Origin of the sequence: Enterovirga sp., assembly GCF_028290205.1 — a bacterium.
Taxonomy (GTDB): domain Bacteria; phylum Pseudomonadota; class Alphaproteobacteria; order Rhizobiales; family Beijerinckiaceae; genus Enterovirga.
Genome location: NZ_JAQGKF010000014.1, coordinates 1 through 14,744, shown reverse-complemented (window position 1 = coordinate 14,744; position 14,744 = coordinate 1). Strand labels below are relative to the sequence as shown.

Sequence of the window (14,744 nt, the reverse complement as noted above, 5' to 3'; positions counted from 1 at the left end):
ATCCCGGCTGTGCTCAGGGAGGGCAAGGGCGCAAAGGTGGAGATCGGCGGCCGGATGGCCGGGGAGCCGACCTATGCCGTGGCCCTGAACCCGGTCCTGCGCGGTCACGTGTCCGGCGCCGCCGTGGCCCTGACCTTCCGGGATCTCACCGAGCAGCGGCGCACCGAGCGCATGCGGGTCGATTTCGTGGCCAATGTCAGCCACGAGCTGCGGACGCCGCTGGCCTCCATCCTGGGCTTCGTAGAGACGCTGCAGGGGCCGGCCCGCAACGATCCCGCCGCCCGGGACCGCTTCCTGACCATTATCCGGGATCAGGCGAGCCGGATGAGCCGCCTGATCGACGACCTGCTGCAACTGTCGCGTGTGGAGCTGCGGGCGCACTTGCCCCCGTCCGGCACGGTCGGCATGGCCGCAACGGTGTCCCACATGGTCGAGATCCTGACCCCACTGGCCCGTGACAGGAACGTGACCATCGACCTCGACCTGCCGCCCGCTCCGGTCGAGGTGGCGGCCGATCGTGACGAGCTCCTGCGCGTGGTCGAGAACCTGATCGTCAACGCCATCAGGTATGGCGGCGACGGCGGCAGGGTCGAAGTGCGGGTGTCACGCAACCCGGACGGCCGCCATGCCGACCTGTCCGTGCGCGACCATGGGCCGGGCATCGCGCCCGAGCACCTGCCGCGGCTGACGGAGCGCTTCTACCGGGTGGACGTTGCGGAGAGCCGTGCCCAGGCCGGCACCGGCCTCGGCCTCGCCATCGTCAAGCACGTGGTGGCCCGGCACCGCGGACGGCTCGCCATCACCAGCGAACCGGGGCAAGGAGCCCGCGTCACGGCCAGCTTCCCGCTGGCCCAAGGCGGGCCCGCCGACCCGCACCGTCATTCGACCGTCATACGGCCCGGATAGGACCTCCCGGACACGACGAGGCCGCCCCGGCGGCGATGAGTTTCGGCTCGAGGAGACACTGATGAAGCTTCGCATGCTGGCTCTGACGGCGGTGGCCGTCTCGGCGCTCGCGACGGGGGCCCGGGCCCAGGACATCACCGGCGCAGGCGCCACGTTTCCCTTTCCGGTCTATGCGAAATGGGCGGAGGCCTACAAAGCCGCGACCGGCGCGACCGTGAACTACCAGTCCATCGGCTCGGGCGGCGGCATCCGGCAGATCCGGGCCCGGACGGTCGATTTCGGCGCCACCGACGCGCCCCTGAAGGGGGCGGAGCTCGACAAGGACGGCCTCGTCCAGTTCCCGACCGTGCTCGGGGGCGTCGTGCCGATCATCAACATCGCCGGCGCGGAGCCGGGCCAGGTGAAGCTCACCGGCGAGGTTCTGGCGGAGATCTATCTTGGCCAGATCAAGAAGTGGTCCGACCCCAAGATCGCCAAGTTGAACGAGGGCGTGAAGCTGCCGGACGCCAACATCACGCCAGTCTACCGCTCGGACGGATCGGGCACGACCAGCATCTTCACCACCTACCTGTCGGAGGCCTCGCCGGCCTTCAAATCCAAGCTCGGCGCCAACACCGCGGTGGAGTGGCTGGTGGGCCAGGGCGGCAAGGGCAACGAGGGTGTGACGGCCACCGTGAAGCAGGTGCCGAACGCGATCGGCTATGTCGAATACGCCTACGCCAAGCAGAACAAGCTCGCCCACACGCAGATGCAGAACAAGGACGGCGCGTTCGTGCAGCCGGATGCAGCGTCCTTCGCGGCGGCCGCCGAGGGCGCCGACTGGGCGAGCCAGCCCGGCTTCGGCATCTCGCTCACGAGCCAGCCGGGCCCGCAGAGCTGGCCCATCACCGGACCGACCTTCGTGCTGATTCCGAAACAGGCCAAGGACCCGGCCAAGAACGCGGCCGTGATCAAGTTCTTCGACTGGGCCCTGACCAACGGCGGCAAGCTCGCGGCCGAGCTGGATTACGTCCCCGTGCCGGCCAAGCTCGCGGCCGAGATCCAGGCCAAGGCCTTCAGCCAAATCGCCACCAAGTAAGTGCGCCATCCCGCTCCCGCCCGGGGTCTCGGGCGGGAGCGGTCTCCGCACGGAGGACCCGACGTGTCGGCCATTCCAATCCACCCGCGCGCCACGGACGGGCGCTCCGGGCGGGTGTCCCATTCCGCCTTCGAGCGCCTGTTCCGGGCCGTGAGCCTCGCCTCGGCGGTGCTGGTCCTGCTGGTTCTGATCGGCATCCTGGCCTCGGTCCTGTCCGGGGGCTGGCCCGCCTTTCAGGCCTTTGGGTTCTGGGGCTTCGTCAGCGGCGAGAGCTGGAATGTCGGCCTCGAGCGGTTCGGCGCCTGGCCGGCCATCGCCGGCACGCTGATGTCCTCGGCCCTCGCCGTCGTGATCGGCGTGCCCATCACCATCGGCATCGCGATCTTCCTCACCCAGCTCTCACCGCCCTGGCTCAAGGGGCCGATCGGCAGCGCCGTCGAGCTTCTCGCCGCCGTGCCGTCCATCATCTACGGCATGTGGGGGCTGTTCGTGTTCGCCCCCCTGGTCGCGACCTACCTGCAATTGCCGCTGAACCAGCTGGTCGAGGGGGTGCCGATCGTCGGCACGGTGCTGTACTCGGCCGTTCCGTCCGGCACCGGCATTCTGACGGCCGGGATCATCCTGGCCTTCATGATCATCCCCTTTGTCGCCTCCATCACCCGCGACATGCTCGACCAGATCCCGCCGGTGCTGCGCGAGAGCGCCTACGGCATCGGCTGCACCCGCTGGGAGGTGATCCGCCACGTGCTGGTGCCGCAGGCCGGCGTGGCCATCATCGGGGCCATCATGCTGGGCCTGGGGCGCGCCCTCGGGGAGACCATGGCGGTCACCTTCGTGGTTGGAAACGCCAATCGCCTGTCGGGCTCGATCCTCGACCCCGGCTCCACCATCGCGTCCCGCATCGCCAACGAGTTCAACGAGGCGGCCGACCTCCAGCTCAACGCCCTGTACGCACTCGGCTGCATCCTGTTTCTGGTCACCTTCGCGGTGCTGCTCGTGGCGCGCGTTCTGGTGGCCCGGCTCGGAGCGCGGTGAAGATCATGACCTCCGAGGCCGAACGGCTCGCCACGCCCACCCCCGCGGTCCCGCGCCACAGCCGCGTGCGGCCTGGCCGGCGCGTCGCCGACCGTGCCCTGTCCGTGTTCTGCATCGCCGTGACGCTGGTCGGCGTCGCGGTTCTGGGCTGGATTCTCGGCATGCTGGCCTGGCGTGGCCTGGCGGCGCTCAGTCCAGCCATCTTCGTGGCCGTCACACCCGGCCCCGGCACGGCCGGCGGCGGGCTCGCCAACGCCATTGTCGGCTCGCTTGTCCTGACCTTCCTGGGGATTGCGGTCGCAACGCCGGTCGGCCTTCTGGCCGGCACTTTTCTGGCCGAATACGCCCGCGGCTCGAAGCTCGCCTCCGCGGTGCGCTTCATCAACGACGTGCTGCTCTCGGCGCCCTCCATCCTGATCGGGCTCTTCGTCTACACGCTGATGGTCGCGCCGTTCGGGGCCTATTCGGGCTGGGCGGGCGGCATCGCGCTGGCCATCATCGCCGTCCCGGTGGTGGTCCGGACCACGGAGGACATGCTCAGCCTGGTCCCGAACAGCCTGCGGGAAGCGGCAGCCGCGCTCGGGGCGCCGCCGTCGCGCGTGGTGACGCGCGTCACGTGGCGGGCGGCCCAGGCCGGCATCCTGACCGGCATCATCCTGGCCACGGCCCGGATCGCGGGCGAAACCGCGCCGCTGCTGTTCACGGCGCTGAACAACAATTTCTGGTTCAGCCCTGACCTGGTCGGGGGCGTATCGAACCTGCCCGTGACGATCTTCCAGTTTGCGCTCTCGCCCTACGAGAACTGGCAGGAACTGGCCTGGGCCGGCGCCCTGCTGATCACGGCCGCGATCCTGCTGCTCTCGGTGACGGCGCGCCTGATTCTGAGGCGAAACCGGGCGGGCTAGGGCCGTTACGCGGGCCGAAGCGCCACCGCCACGTCGGCCACGAAAGGCGGGACGGTGAGCGTCAGGGCGCGCGCGCTCGCCTCCACGTCCAGCTCCCAGGCCACGGCCCCGGCCACCGTGTCCCAGCCGGTCGCCCGGTAGCGGCCCGGCGCCAAGCCGGGAACCCGGATCGCCGTGGACAGGGGCGGCGCGGCCCTGTCCAGCGTGCCGTCCGGCCCGACCGTGTCCGCGCGCAGCAGCCACACCACGGCCTGCCGGTCGTCCCCGCAGGCAAACGGAACGGCGTGCCCGGACAGGGACTTGACCTCGGCGTTGAGGTTGCCGCGCCGGAACGAGGTCCAGTCGATCAGGGGCAGAAACAGCGACAATGCCCGCTGGGCGCGCCGCATCCCGGCCGTCAGCACATGCGGCTTCCGGTTGGGCCACCGCATCCCGCCTCCGGCGCCGCCCGAGCAGAGGTGGGCCCATTGCATGTGCCGGAAATACTCGTCGTCGAACCGTTCGGGCAGGCTCCGGCGCTTGTCCTTGAAGGTGTGGATGGGGCCGTGCTCGCTGTCCAGAAACGGCCGCCCGTCGCGGATCTCGGCCAGGGCCTCGCGCACGATGCGGCCGGTGCTGACCGCCGCATCGACCGTGTTCCGGGGGGCGTCGATCGTGCCCTGCTGGTAGATGTGGATGGACGCGAAATCGAGGTCGGGATGCCGAAAGATCGGGTCCCGGAGGTTCATCTCGGGACGCCACGACAGCTCGGGCCCGAACAGCGACACCGTCTGCGGGTGGGCGCGTCCATACAGTCTGGTTTCGAGGCCGCGCACATGGTGGCTCAGATCGGCGATGAACTCCCCGAAGCACTCGGCCGAGCCGCCGGCCTGGGCCGGGTGAATCTCGTTCCAGAGGTCCCAGGCGAAGAGCGCGTGGCTGCCGCCCCAGCGCTCCACGGCGAAGGTGAGCCGCGCCTTGATGGCCTGCCGGCTCTCCCGGCAGAGCAGAAACTCGGAGGGGTGCAGCAGCGGGCCGCCATGGACCCGGTTATAGGGATGGTGCTCCCATTTCAGCCACGTCCAGAACGTGTCGAAGGGCGTCAGCAGGATCTTCAGGCCGATGCTTTCGCAGAGCGCGAACAGGTCGTCCCAGAGGCGCACCATGTCGGGGACGAAACGGCCGACCGGCCGCTCGAGGTAGCGGTGGCGCTTGTGCGCGTATTCCAGCATCAGCCGCAGGCAGGTGACCCCCTCGGCCCGCAACCAGCGCAGATGGGCTTCCACGCCCGGCCGGTCGCGGCCGCGGAACAGGTCGCGCAATTCCACCCATTCGACCGCGTCGTTCTGGCCGATCGGCGTCCAGGGGTGGCCGGCCTCGGTGACGAAATAGGGCGCGCCCGGCGCCACCTGGACCCACGACGTGTCGGTCGGCTCCGGGGCCGCGGCGAGGACCGCTAAGGGCCCGGCTTCGGCAATCCAGGATTGTTGATCTCGCTTCGGAAGGTCCAAGCTCGGCTTCCAGGCTGGTTCAGGTCGCGCCGCCGCAGGACCTCACCGCCGAAGAGACGGGCCCGAGGCGGGTTCGATCAAGGGGACTGGGCTGCGGCTAGGATCTGGCCTTGCCGGACTTGGCGCCGCCCTGTGCCCCGGCCCGAGCGGCCCCGGCCGACTTGCCCTCCGACTTGCCGGCAGGCTTGCCGCCGGACGACCTGCCCTCGGACTGCTTGCCTTCAGAGGACTTGCCCTCGGACCGCTTGCCGGCGGGCGCCTTGGCGCCGTTGCTGTTTGACGCCTTGATGCGCGACTCCGCCCCCGACGGCCGAGAGGCTTTGCGGGAGGACCCTTTGCGCTCCCCGGCCTCGCCGACCTCTTCCCCGGCCTCGGCTTCCGCGTTCGAGATCTCCTCGGCGAGACGCGTCAGCAGTTCGTCGGTCCGTTTCTCCTCGTCCAGGGTCTCGCCCAGGAGCTCGGCCGCCTCCTCGAGCCCGAGCTGCAAGGCCCAGGCCTTCAAGGTGCCGTAACGGGCGATCTCGTAATGTTCGATGGCCTGGGCCGCCGCGATCAGGACCGCGTCCGCCGCCGGGCTGCCTTGGAACTCCTCGAGCTGCTCCTCCATCTCGGCCGTCAGGCCCTGCAGGGCTTCGCAGGTCTTGCCCCGGGCCGGCTTGCCGACGATCTCGAACACGCGCGTGAGGCGCTCGATCTGGCCGCTGCTCTCCTCGCGGTGGGTCTCAAACGCCTCCTTGAGCTCCGGCGCCTGAGCGGCCTTCGCCGCCTTGGCCAGCCCGCGCACGGATTGCCGCTCCGCGAACAGCACGTCCTTGAGGGTCTCGTGGAACGCGTCGGCGAGCGTCTTCTGCTGGGCTGGCATGCGGAGCTCCTTTGTTCCTCGAAATCGCGGAACCGGCCGGATTGTTCCTGTTCGGATCAGGACAGGGCCGGCGCAGCGGAGCCTTCCGGGTCGCCTGGCGTGGACGGCGCCGCCGCGATCACTCGGGACGAGGCTTGTAGGCCTCCGGCGGCTTCTGGTCGGCCTGCACGGCGCCGCCCGGGGCGGGCGAGCTGGGCTGCCCGTACTGGGTGAAGCGATATGCCACGAAGCCCGCGACCAGGATCAGCGCAAGTATGGCCACGATCCCCAGATGGCCTCGCCGTGTCAGGTTCACCTCGCCCTCCTCTGTGCTGACGCGGCCCCAACGCCCGGCCGCAGCGCCGGTGCCGTGCGGGCCGCCACGGTTCAACGTCGGACAGAGCCGCGGCGAAGTTCACGTCCCCAACCGTACGTCGATGGCGTGCAGGCGGCCTCCGGGGCGTGACGTGGGCGGCTGGCGCTGGCGACCCGGCCGAGCGATCTGCCATACAGGGGGAATGGACGGGACCCCTGACCAGGCCGGCTCCACGTTGCAGGCCGACCGCGACCACCATGTCGTCATCGTGGGCGGCGGGTTCGGCGGGCTCGCGGTCGCCCAGGAACTCGGCGGGGCGACCGGCATCCGGGTCACGCTGGTGGACCGGCGCAACTACCACCTATTCCAGCCGCTACTGTACCAGGTTGCGACCGCGGTTCTGTCACCCGGCGAGATCGCCCGGCCGATCCGCAGCCTGGTCCGGCCGCATGCCAACGTCACCGTTCTCCAGGCCGAGGTGAGCGGGCTCGATCTTGGCGCACGCCGCGTGCGGCTGAGCGGTTCGGAGCACGATCTCACCTTCAACACGCTGGTCCTCGCGACCGGGGCCACGCACAGCTATTTCGGCCATCCCGAATGGGCGCGGTTTGCCCCCGGGCTGAAGACGCTGGACGATGCCCGGCGCATCCGCAGCGACGTGCTCTCCGCCTTCGAGCGGGCGGAGGCGACGAGCGACCCGCTCGCGCGCGAGCGGCTCCTCACCTTTGCGGTGGTCGGGGGCGGGCCGACCGGGGTCGAACTCGCCGGCGCCATCGCGGGCCTGGCCCGGCAGGCCCTGGCGGGCGAGTTCCGGCGCATCGACCCGGCCGGGGCGAAAGTGCTCCTGATCGAGGCGGGGCCGCGCATCCTCGGCGCCTTCCCGGAGGATCTGTCGGATTACGCGGCGCGGGCTCTGACGCGGATCGGAGTCACGGTTCGGGTCGGGCAGCCGGTGGACAGCATCACGGAGCGAGGCCTGTCGGTGGCCGGAGAGGACATTCCGGCCGCCACGGTGATCTGGGGGGCCGGCGTGCAGGCCTCACCCGTGGGAAGCTGGCTCGGGGTCGAGACGGACGGCGCCGGCCACGTCGCGGTTGATTCGCGCCTTGCCGTGCCGGGCCTGCCCGGGATCTACGTGCTGGGCGACGCCGCGGCCGCCAAGGAGAACGGAAAGCCCCTGCCCGGGCTCGCCCAGGTGGCCCAGCAGCAGGGGATCTATCTGGGCCGGGCCCTGCGGCGGCAGCTGCGCGACGGCATCGAGCCGCCACCCTTCCAGTTCCGCAACCGCGGCAACCTCGCCGTGATCGGCCGCAACGAGGCGGTGGCACAGTGGGACAGCCTGCACCTGAAAGGCTTTCCGGCCTGGGTCGTGTGGAGCATCGCCCACGTCTACCTTCTGCTCGGCTTCCAGAACCGGCTGTTCGTCAGCCTGCGCTGGTTGTGGGCCTACATCACCAAGCGGCAGGGCTCGCGCATCATCCCCGAGGGCCTCAGCCGCGAGGGAGGGCGCTGATCTCGGCCGGGCTGCCGGGGCGCTCGCTCAGGGCCGGCGAGCGCGCCGGGCCCGGGCGGCCGAAATGTGGCGCCGGAAAAGATGGTACCGCCACCCTGGCTTGAACAGGGGACCTCTAGATCCACAATCTAGCGCTCTAACCAACTGAGCTATGGCGGCACGAGCGGGCGTGGTAGCGCCCCGGACGGTCGAAAACAAGGCCGGCGGCGAGGCGGCTTGCGGTCTCGGGGCTCGCCGGCGCCGCGGGGCCACATGTCGGATTTCGCCTCCTCCTATCTCGGCCGCCTGCGGAGCCTCGTCGGCTCCCGCCTTCTTCTCGTGCCGGGGATGCGGGTGGTGGTGGAGGACCCGCGAGGCGCGATCCTGCTCCAGCTCCGGACGGATTTTCGCCTGTGGGGCCTGCCGGGAGGCGTCCCAGACGAAGGTGAGAGCGCAGAGGCGGCGGCCATCCGCGAAACCGAGGAGGAGACCGGGATCCGCATTCGGGAGCTGGAGCCGTTCGGCTTCGCGTCGGACCCGGAGCACGAGGTCTGGACCTATCCGAACGGCGATCGCTGCCATTATTTCACGCTGCTGTATGCCGCCCGGAGCTTCTCGGGCGACCTCGCAGGCCCGAACAGCGAAAGCGCCCAGGTCGCCTGGTTCCTGCCGGACCGGATGCCGGAGCTGCTTCCCGTGATGCGGCGAACGCTCGATGCCTACCGCCGCTTCCGGGAGACGGGGGCCTTCCAGTCCATCTGAGCCGAGCGGGGCGCGGTTGACCTCGGCCCCACGATGCGGGATGCCCCGCCCCTTAGCAGGACCGGGCGGGAGGACAGGATGGGCGCGGCTGGACGCAGCTATCGGATCGCAGTGATCCCGGGCGACGGCATCGGCAAGGAGGTCGTCCCCGAGGGCGTCCGGGTGCTGGAGGCCGCGGCCAAGCGGCACGGCTTCGGATTGCAGCTCGATTGGTTCGACTTCTCCTCCTACGACTACTACGCCAAGCACGGCCGCATGATGCCGGAGGACTGGAAGGCCCAGATCGGCGGGCACGACGCCATCTTCTTCGGCGCCGTCGGCTGGCCGGAGAAGATTCCGGACCACGTCTCGCTCTGGGGCTCGCTGCTGTTGTTCCGGCGCGAATTCGACCAGTACATCAACCTGCGACCCGTGCGGCTGATGCCGGGGGTGCGCTGCCCCCTGGTCGGCCGGGAGCCGGGCGACATCGACTTCTGGGTCGTCCGGGAGAACACCGAGGGCGAGTATTCCGCCATTGGCGGCCGCGCCTTCCCGGGCACGGAGCGGGAATTCGTGGTTCAGGAATCGGTGTTCACCCGGTTCGGCGTCGACCGCGTGCTCGATTTCGCCTTCCGGCTGGCCGAGAGCCGGCCGAAAAAGCACCTCACGGCGGCCACCAAGTCCAACGGCATCTCCATCTCGATGCCCTATTGGGACGAGCGGGTGGCCGAGATGGCCGGCAAGTTCCCCGGCGTGAAGTGGGACAAGTACCACATCGACATCCTGACAGCGCATTTCGTGCTGCATCCGGACTGGTTCGACGTGGTGGTGGCCTCGAACCTGTTCGGCGACATCCTGTCCGACCTCGGACCGGCCTGCACCGGCACGATCGGCATCGCGCCGTCCGGGAACATCAACCCCGAGAAGCGCTTTCCGTCCGTATTCGAACCGGTGCACGGCTCGGCCCCGGATATCGCCGGCCAGGGCGTCGCGAACCCGATCGGGCAGATCTGGTCCGGCGCCATGATGCTGGAGCATCTCGGGGAAACGGCCGCTGCGGCCGAGATCGTCAGCGGCATCGAACGGGTGCTCGCGGAGCGGACGCTCCGGACCCGCGACCTCGGCGGCAACGCCGACACGACGACCTGCGGCCGGAACGTGGCCGAGGCGCTCGGCTGACCCTGAGCCGTTTTATCCGGCCCCCGGCGCTTGCGCTCCGGAGGGCCGGAACCTAGTTGCAGCATTCGAATCAGAGACCGTGACGAGAGGGCGGGCGCAGCGATGGACCTGAGCTGGACGCAGTGGGGAGTCTCTCTCCTCCAGATTATCTGGATCGACCTCCTCCTCTCCGGCGACAATGCCGTGGTCATCGCTCTGGCCTGCCGCTCGCTCCCGACGCATCAGCGCCGGGTCGGGATTCTGCTCGGCGCCGGCACCGCCATTGCGCTGCGCATCCTGTTCGCGGTGATCGTCTCCTACCTCCTGGCCGTCCCCTTCCTGAAGCTGGTGGGCGGGCTCTTGCTGTTCTGGATCGCGCTCAAGCTGATCTCGAGCGACGAGGCGGAGAGCCACGAGGTGGAAGCCTCGACCAGCCTCTGGAAGGCCGTCCGCACCATCGCCATCGCCGATGCCGTGATGAGCTTCGACAACGTCATTGCGATCGTGGGCGCCTCGCATGGCAACAACTGGCTGTTTGTGATCGGCCTGCTGCTGACCATCCCGATGATCATCTTCGGCTCCAGCATGCTGATGGTGCTGATCGAGCGCTTCCCGGTCTTCGTCTGGGCCGGCGCGGCTCTGCTGGGCTGGATTGCGGGCGAGATGCTGCTGAGCGATCCGATCGTGCTGACGACGCTCGCCGAGCAGGCGCCGAGCCTGGTGCGGCCCTTCCCGGCCGACCCCGCCGGCGTCGGCCTCCGGGTGATCGCCCCACTCCATTACGGCGCGGCCGTGATCGGTGCCGCCATCGTGGTGCTGCTCGGGCTGGTGATGACCCGGCGGCAGAAGCGCGAGCTCGCCTCGAGCTGACCCGGAGCCGTCCCGCGGCGTCTCCTCGGGACGGCAACAGGCCGTTCCACGGGCCGGCCTTGAGGCCGGCCCGCAACGTCAACAGCACCCAACATCTGTGAGAGGTCGGCCGCCCCGGCCGACCGGCCCGGGCCCGCAGCTGCCAGGCGTCCCCGCCCGAAGCGCCTCCGGGTCTCGACCCCGCGCCGGTCGCCGCAGCCCGCCGGTCGGGCTACCCCCGTCCCTGGCCCGAGCTGGGCGCCCTAGGCGAAGGTCTTGCGGGGATCGAACGCGTCCCGGACCGCCTCTCCGGCGAAGATCAGGAGCGACAGCATCACGGCGATGACCGCAAAGCCGGTGAGACCGAGCCAGGGTGCCTGGAGGTTGGCTTTGCCCTGGGCCAGCAGTTCGCCGAGCGAGGGCGAGCCGGGCGGCAGGCCGAAGCCCAGGAAGTCGAGCGAGGTCAGGGTGGCGATCGAGCCGTTCAGGATGAAGGGCAGGAAGGTCAGCGTGGCCACCATGGCGTTCGGCAGCAGGTGCTTGAACATGATGGTGGCGTTGGACAGGCCGAGTGCCCGGGCCGCCCGCACGTATTCGAAATTGCGCCCGCGCAGGAACTCGGCCCGGACCACGCCCACCAGCGACACCCAGGAGAACAGGAGCAGGATGCCGAGCAGCACGAAGAAGCTCGGCGTGATGATCGCCGCGATGATGATCAGGAGATAAAGCGAGGGGATCGCGGTCCAGATTTCGATGACGCGCTGGAACACGAGGTCGGTCCAGCCGCCGAAATAGCCCTGCACGGCGCCGGCCAGAACGCCGATCACGGAGGAGATCAGGGCAAGCGCGAGCCCGAACAGCACCGAGAGCCGGAAGCCGTAGATCAGCCGCGCGACGACGTCGCGGGCCTGGTCGTCCGTGCCCAGCCAGTTCGGTTCGAGGTCGCGGCAGCCTGCGCCCGGCCGGCCGCCGGTCGCCTTCTCGGCGGCGGCGCGGCACTGCTCCTCGGTCAGCCGCCAGGTCGGCGGCGAGGGCGCCGGGGTGGGCAGGTCGAGATTGTGGGTCCGGTAGGAGAACCGGACAGGCGGCCAGATCGCCCAGCCGTTCTCGGCCAGTTCCTTGCGGATGGTCGGATCGCGGTAATCGGTGACGGCCAGGAAGCCGCCGAACTTCTCCTCGGGGTAATCTACCGCGACTGGAAACAGCAGCTCGCCCTTGTAGCTCGCCACGATGGGGCGGTCGTTGGCCAGCAGTTCGGCGAACAGGCTCACGCCGAACAGGGCCAGGAACAGCCAAAAGGACCAGAAGCCGCGCCGGTTGGCCCGGAAATTCTGCCAGCGTCGGCGGTTGATGGGCTTCAGCCGCACGAACCCCTCACGCGGCAGCGGCGGCGCCGTCGGAGCGGCCGCCGCGGAGGCGACCGGCACGCGGTCCAGCTCGGGATCGGCCAGGGCCGGGCTCACGAATCCCTCGTCTCGAAATCGATGCGGGGGTCGATCCAGGTGTAGGTGAGGTCGGACAGGAGGTTCACGAGCAGGCCGACCAGCGAGAAGATGTAGAGCGTCCCGAACACCACGGGGTAGTCCCGGTTGACGATCGATTCGAAGGACAGGAGGCCGAGCCCGTCCAGGGAGAAGATCTGCTCGATCAGGAGCGAGCCGGCGAAGAAGGCGCCGATAAAGGCAGCCGGAAACCCCGCCACCACGATCAGCATGGCGTTGCGGAACACGTGCCCGTACAGCACCTGCCGCTCCGACAAACCCTTCATGCGGGCGGTCAGCACGTATTGCTTGCGGATCTCGTCCAGGAAGGAATTCTTGGTCAGCAGCGTCGAGGTGGCAAAGGCGCCGAGCGCCATGGCGGTGATCGGCAGGGCGATGTGCCAGAGGTAGTCCGGCGCGACGGTCCGGAGGCAGTAGGCCGCATCGAAGCCCTCGTGCAGGCGCAGCGGGAACCCGGCCGCGAACCCGGCCCAGACCACAGGCAGGCAGGCCGATCCGCGCACGCCTTCCGAGAGCAGGCCCTTGAGCGGGAAGAGCTGCCAGAACGAGCCGCCGGCGAAGAGCACGATGAGGAGCACGGCGAACAGGAAGCCCGGGATGGCATAGCCCACGATGACGATGCCCGAGGTCCAGACGTCAAAGGCCGAGCCCTCCCGCACGGCCTTGCGGATGCCGAGCGGGATCGAGATCGCGTAGGACAGGAGCGTCATCCAGAGGCCGAGCGTGATCGACACGGGCAGCTTCTCGCCGATCAGCTGCAGCACGGAGACGTCGCGGAAGAAGCTCGTGCCGAAATCGAACCGGGCATAGTCCCAGATCATCTTCAGGAAGCGCTCATGCGCCGGGCGGTCGAAGCCGAACTGCTCCTCCAGCCGCTTGATGAAGGCCGGGTCCAGCCCTTGCGCGCCCCGGTACGTGGAGGGCGCCGAGCCCGAGGGGCCGGGCGCGCGGGGGGCGGCTGCGCCGAGATCGCCACCCCCGCCCGAAACGCGCGACATGGCGCCCGGATCGGTGCCCTGGAGCTGGGCCAGGATGCGCTCGATCGGCCCGCCTGGGGCGAATTGCACGATCGCGAAGGAGATCAGCATGATCCCGAGGATGGTCGGGATCATCAGCAGCAGGCGGCGGGCGATATAGGCCGCCATCAGCCGCGGCCGATCCGCCGCGCCCGGTCTGGCTCGAACCACCAGGTCTGCGGCGCCCCGAGATCATAGGCCGGCGGGCGCGGCGGGTGGCCGAACACGTCCCAATAGGCGAGCGGGTGGCTGCCCCGGTACCACATCGGCACCCAGTAGCGACCGGCCCGCAGCACCCTGTCGAGCGCCCGGCAGGCGGCCACCAGCGCCGGTCGCGTCTCGGCCGAGAGCACGGCCTCCACCAGGCCGTCGATGGCCGGGTCCGAGAAGCCGGCCAGGTTGGGCGAACCCTTGGTGGTGGCGGCGCGCGAGCCGAAGACCTGCCGGATCGCCTCGCCCGGCGTCGCCGCGGTCGAATAGCGCTTCACGGTCATGTCGAAATCGAACTCCTCGGTGCGGCGCTGGTACTGGGCCGCGTCGACGATGCGGGAGGTCGCCTGGATGCCGAGGAGCGAGAGGTTCTTGATGAAGGGCTGCGTGTGCGGCTGCAGCACCGGCTGGAAGTCGAGGAACTCGATCTGCAGCACCTCTCCCGACGGCAGCCTCAGCAGGTTGCCGTCGCGCCGGCACCCGGCCTGCTGCAGCAGGGTGTTGGCCTGGCGCAGCAGCGCCCGGTCCTGGCCCGAGCCGTCACTCTTGGGCGGGCCGTAGGGCAGGCCGAACACCTCGTCCGGCACCCGCCCCCGGAACGGCTCCAGAAGCTTCAACTCCTCGGCCGAGGGCAGGCCCTCGGCCTTGAGCACCGAATTCTCGAAATACGAGGCCGTGCGGGCATAGGCCCCGTACATGATGGTCTGGTTGACCCATTCGAAGTCGAACGCGAGCGAGATCGCCTCGCGGATGCGCGGATCGGCAAATTTCGGCCGCCGCAGGTTGAAGAACCAGCCCTGCATGCCGGACGGGGTCTCGTCGGGCAGGATCTCGCGCTTGACCCGGCCATCGGCGATCGCCGGAAAGTCGTAGCCGGTGGCCCAGATCCGGGCCGTGAACTCCTCCCGAAAGGTGAAGACGCCGGCCTTGAACGCCTCGAACGCGACCTGGCGGTCCCGGAAATACTCGAAGCGGACCTCGTCGAAATTGTGCTGGCCCACATTCACCGGCAGGGCGGCCGCCCAGTAGTCACGCACGCGCTCGAGCGAGATGAAGCGGCCCGCCTCGAAGCGGCCGACCCTGTAGGGTCCGGATCCGACCGGCGCCTCGAGCGTCGCGGCCTCGAACTCGCGCGTCGACCACCAGCGCTCGGAGAAGATCGGCAGCCCGGCCACCACCAGCGGCAGGTCGCGGGCCCGTTCGGG

General features: G+C 69.6%; 13 protein-coding genes, 1 tRNA gene and 1 pseudogene. 8 read left to right on the top strand and 7 right to left on the bottom strand.

All coding sequences use genetic code 11. From position 1 onward, the window contains the following. The 4 genes from JWR86_RS01370 to pstA all read left to right on the top strand — a co-directional run. Nucleotides 1-906: ATP-binding protein (locus JWR86_RS01370; protein ID WP_299559642.1), on the top strand; the 906-nt coding region annotated here is incomplete at its 5' end. A gap of 61 nt (nucleotides 907-967) precedes the next feature. Then, nucleotides 968-1,984 (top strand): phosphate ABC transporter substrate-binding protein PstS, encoded by a 1,017-nt coding sequence (pstS, locus tag JWR86_RS01365; protein WP_299559639.1) that lies wholly within the window; start codon nucleotides 968-970, stop codon nucleotides 1,982-1,984. A gap of 72 nt (nucleotides 1,985-2,056) precedes the next feature. After that, the gene (gene pstC / locus JWR86_RS01360) at nucleotides 2,057-3,019 is read left to right on the top strand and encodes a phosphate ABC transporter permease subunit PstC (protein WP_299559651.1); all 963 of its coding nucleotides are present in this window, start codon (nucleotides 2,057-2,059) and stop codon (nucleotides 3,017-3,019) included. 5 nt (nucleotides 3,020-3,024) lie between these two features. Beyond that, nucleotides 3,025-3,924 carry a phosphate ABC transporter permease PstA gene (gene pstA / locus JWR86_RS01355; protein WP_299559648.1) on the top strand — a complete coding sequence of 300 codons (900 nt, stop codon included), beginning with the start codon at nucleotides 3,025-3,027 and terminating at the stop codon, nucleotides 3,922-3,924. A 5-nt stretch (nucleotides 3,925-3,929) separates the two neighbouring features. Here pstA and JWR86_RS01350 read toward each other — a convergent pair whose 3' ends face one another. From JWR86_RS01350 to JWR86_RS01340, 3 genes and pseudogenes are all read right to left on the bottom strand, one after another. After that, nucleotides 3,930-5,414: a hypothetical protein gene (locus JWR86_RS01350; RefSeq protein WP_299559636.1), complete on the bottom strand. Its 1,485-nt coding sequence runs from the start codon at nucleotides 5,412-5,414 to the stop codon at nucleotides 3,930-3,932. Nucleotides 5,415-5,778: 364 nt separating this feature from the next. Then, nucleotides 5,779-6,276: pseudogene (locus tag JWR86_RS01345) on the bottom strand (DUF892 family protein); the annotation flags it as partial. 118 nt (nucleotides 6,277-6,394) lie between these two features. Next, the gene (locus JWR86_RS01340; protein WP_299559633.1) at nucleotides 6,395-6,571 is read right to left on the bottom strand and encodes a hypothetical protein; all 177 of its coding nucleotides are present in this window, start codon (nucleotides 6,569-6,571) and stop codon (nucleotides 6,395-6,397) included. A gap of 202 nt (nucleotides 6,572-6,773) precedes the next feature. Between JWR86_RS01340 and JWR86_RS01335 the strand changes: the two genes are divergently transcribed. After that, on the top strand, nucleotides 6,774-8,084 hold the full coding sequence (locus JWR86_RS01335) for an NAD(P)/FAD-dependent oxidoreductase (RefSeq protein WP_299559630.1): 1,311 nt from the start codon (nucleotides 6,774-6,776) through the stop codon (nucleotides 8,082-8,084). A gap of 82 nt (nucleotides 8,085-8,166) precedes the next feature. On the opposite strand, the gene JWR86_RS01330 is transcribed toward JWR86_RS01335, so the two are convergent. Next, nucleotides 8,167-8,243: transfer RNA gene (locus JWR86_RS01330), tRNA-His, on the bottom strand. Between the two features lie 93 nt (nucleotides 8,244-8,336). On the opposite strand from JWR86_RS01330, the gene JWR86_RS01325 reads away from it, so the two are divergent. The 3 genes from JWR86_RS01325 (at nucleotide 8,337) to JWR86_RS01315 (ending at nucleotide 10,832) form a co-directional block, all read left to right on the top strand. Further along, nucleotides 8,337-8,825 carry an NUDIX domain-containing protein gene (locus JWR86_RS01325; RefSeq protein ID WP_299559627.1) on the top strand — a complete coding sequence of 163 codons (489 nt, stop codon included), beginning with the start codon at nucleotides 8,337-8,339 and terminating at the stop codon, nucleotides 8,823-8,825. Between the two features lie 78 nt (nucleotides 8,826-8,903). Further along, entirely contained in the window at nucleotides 8,904-9,983 is a 1,080-nt protein-coding gene (locus JWR86_RS01320) for a tartrate dehydrogenase (protein WP_299559624.1), read from the top strand. Between the two features lie 102 nt (nucleotides 9,984-10,085). Continuing rightward, nucleotides 10,086-10,832, top strand: a complete 747-nt coding sequence (locus JWR86_RS01315; RefSeq protein WP_299559621.1) for a TerC family protein — start codon at nucleotides 10,086-10,088, stop codon at nucleotides 10,830-10,832. 242 nt (nucleotides 10,833-11,074) lie between these two features. Here JWR86_RS01315 and JWR86_RS01310 read toward each other — a convergent pair whose 3' ends face one another. From JWR86_RS01310 to JWR86_RS01300, 3 genes are all read right to left on the bottom strand, one after another. After that, on the bottom strand, nucleotides 11,075-12,196 hold the full coding sequence (locus tag JWR86_RS01310) for an ABC transporter permease (protein WP_299559645.1): 1,122 nt from the start codon (nucleotides 12,194-12,196) through the stop codon (nucleotides 11,075-11,077). Between the two features lie 74 nt (nucleotides 12,197-12,270). After that, nucleotides 12,271-13,458 (bottom strand): microcin C ABC transporter permease YejB, encoded by a 1,188-nt coding sequence (locus tag JWR86_RS01305; protein ID WP_299559618.1) that lies wholly within the window; start codon nucleotides 13,456-13,458, stop codon nucleotides 12,271-12,273. Beyond that, a partial coding sequence (locus JWR86_RS01300) for an extracellular solute-binding protein (RefSeq protein ID WP_299559615.1) occupies nucleotides 13,458-14,744 on the bottom strand: 1,287 nt, incomplete at its 5' end. The genes JWR86_RS01300 and JWR86_RS01305, both read right to left, overlap by 1 nt.

Excerpts from the sequence above, each read along its gene's own strand:
- JWR86_RS01315 (WP_299559621.1), top strand. The coding sequence starts at position 10,086 with ATGGACCTGAGCTGGACGCAGTGGGGAGTCTCTCTCCTCCAGATTATC.
- JWR86_RS01320 (WP_299559624.1), top strand. The coding sequence starts at position 8,904 with ATGGGCGCGGCTGGACGCAGCTATCGGATCGCAGTGATCCCGGGCGAC.
- JWR86_RS01335 (WP_299559630.1), top strand. The coding sequence starts at position 6,774 with ATGGACGGGACCCCTGACCAGGCCGGCTCCACGTTGCAGGCCGACCGC.
- pstA (WP_299559648.1), top strand. The coding sequence starts at position 3,025 with ATGACCTCCGAGGCCGAACGGCTCGCCACGCCCACCCCCGCGGTCCCG.
- pstS (WP_299559639.1), top strand. The coding sequence starts at position 968 with ATGAAGCTTCGCATGCTGGCTCTGACGGCGGTGGCCGTCTCGGCGCTC.
- JWR86_RS01305 (WP_299559618.1), bottom strand. The coding sequence starts at position 13,458 with ATGGCGGCCTATATCGCCCGCCGCCTGCTGCTGATGATCCCGACCATC.
- JWR86_RS01325 (WP_299559627.1), top strand. The coding sequence starts at position 8,337 with ATGTCGGATTTCGCCTCCTCCTATCTCGGCCGCCTGCGGAGCCTCGTC.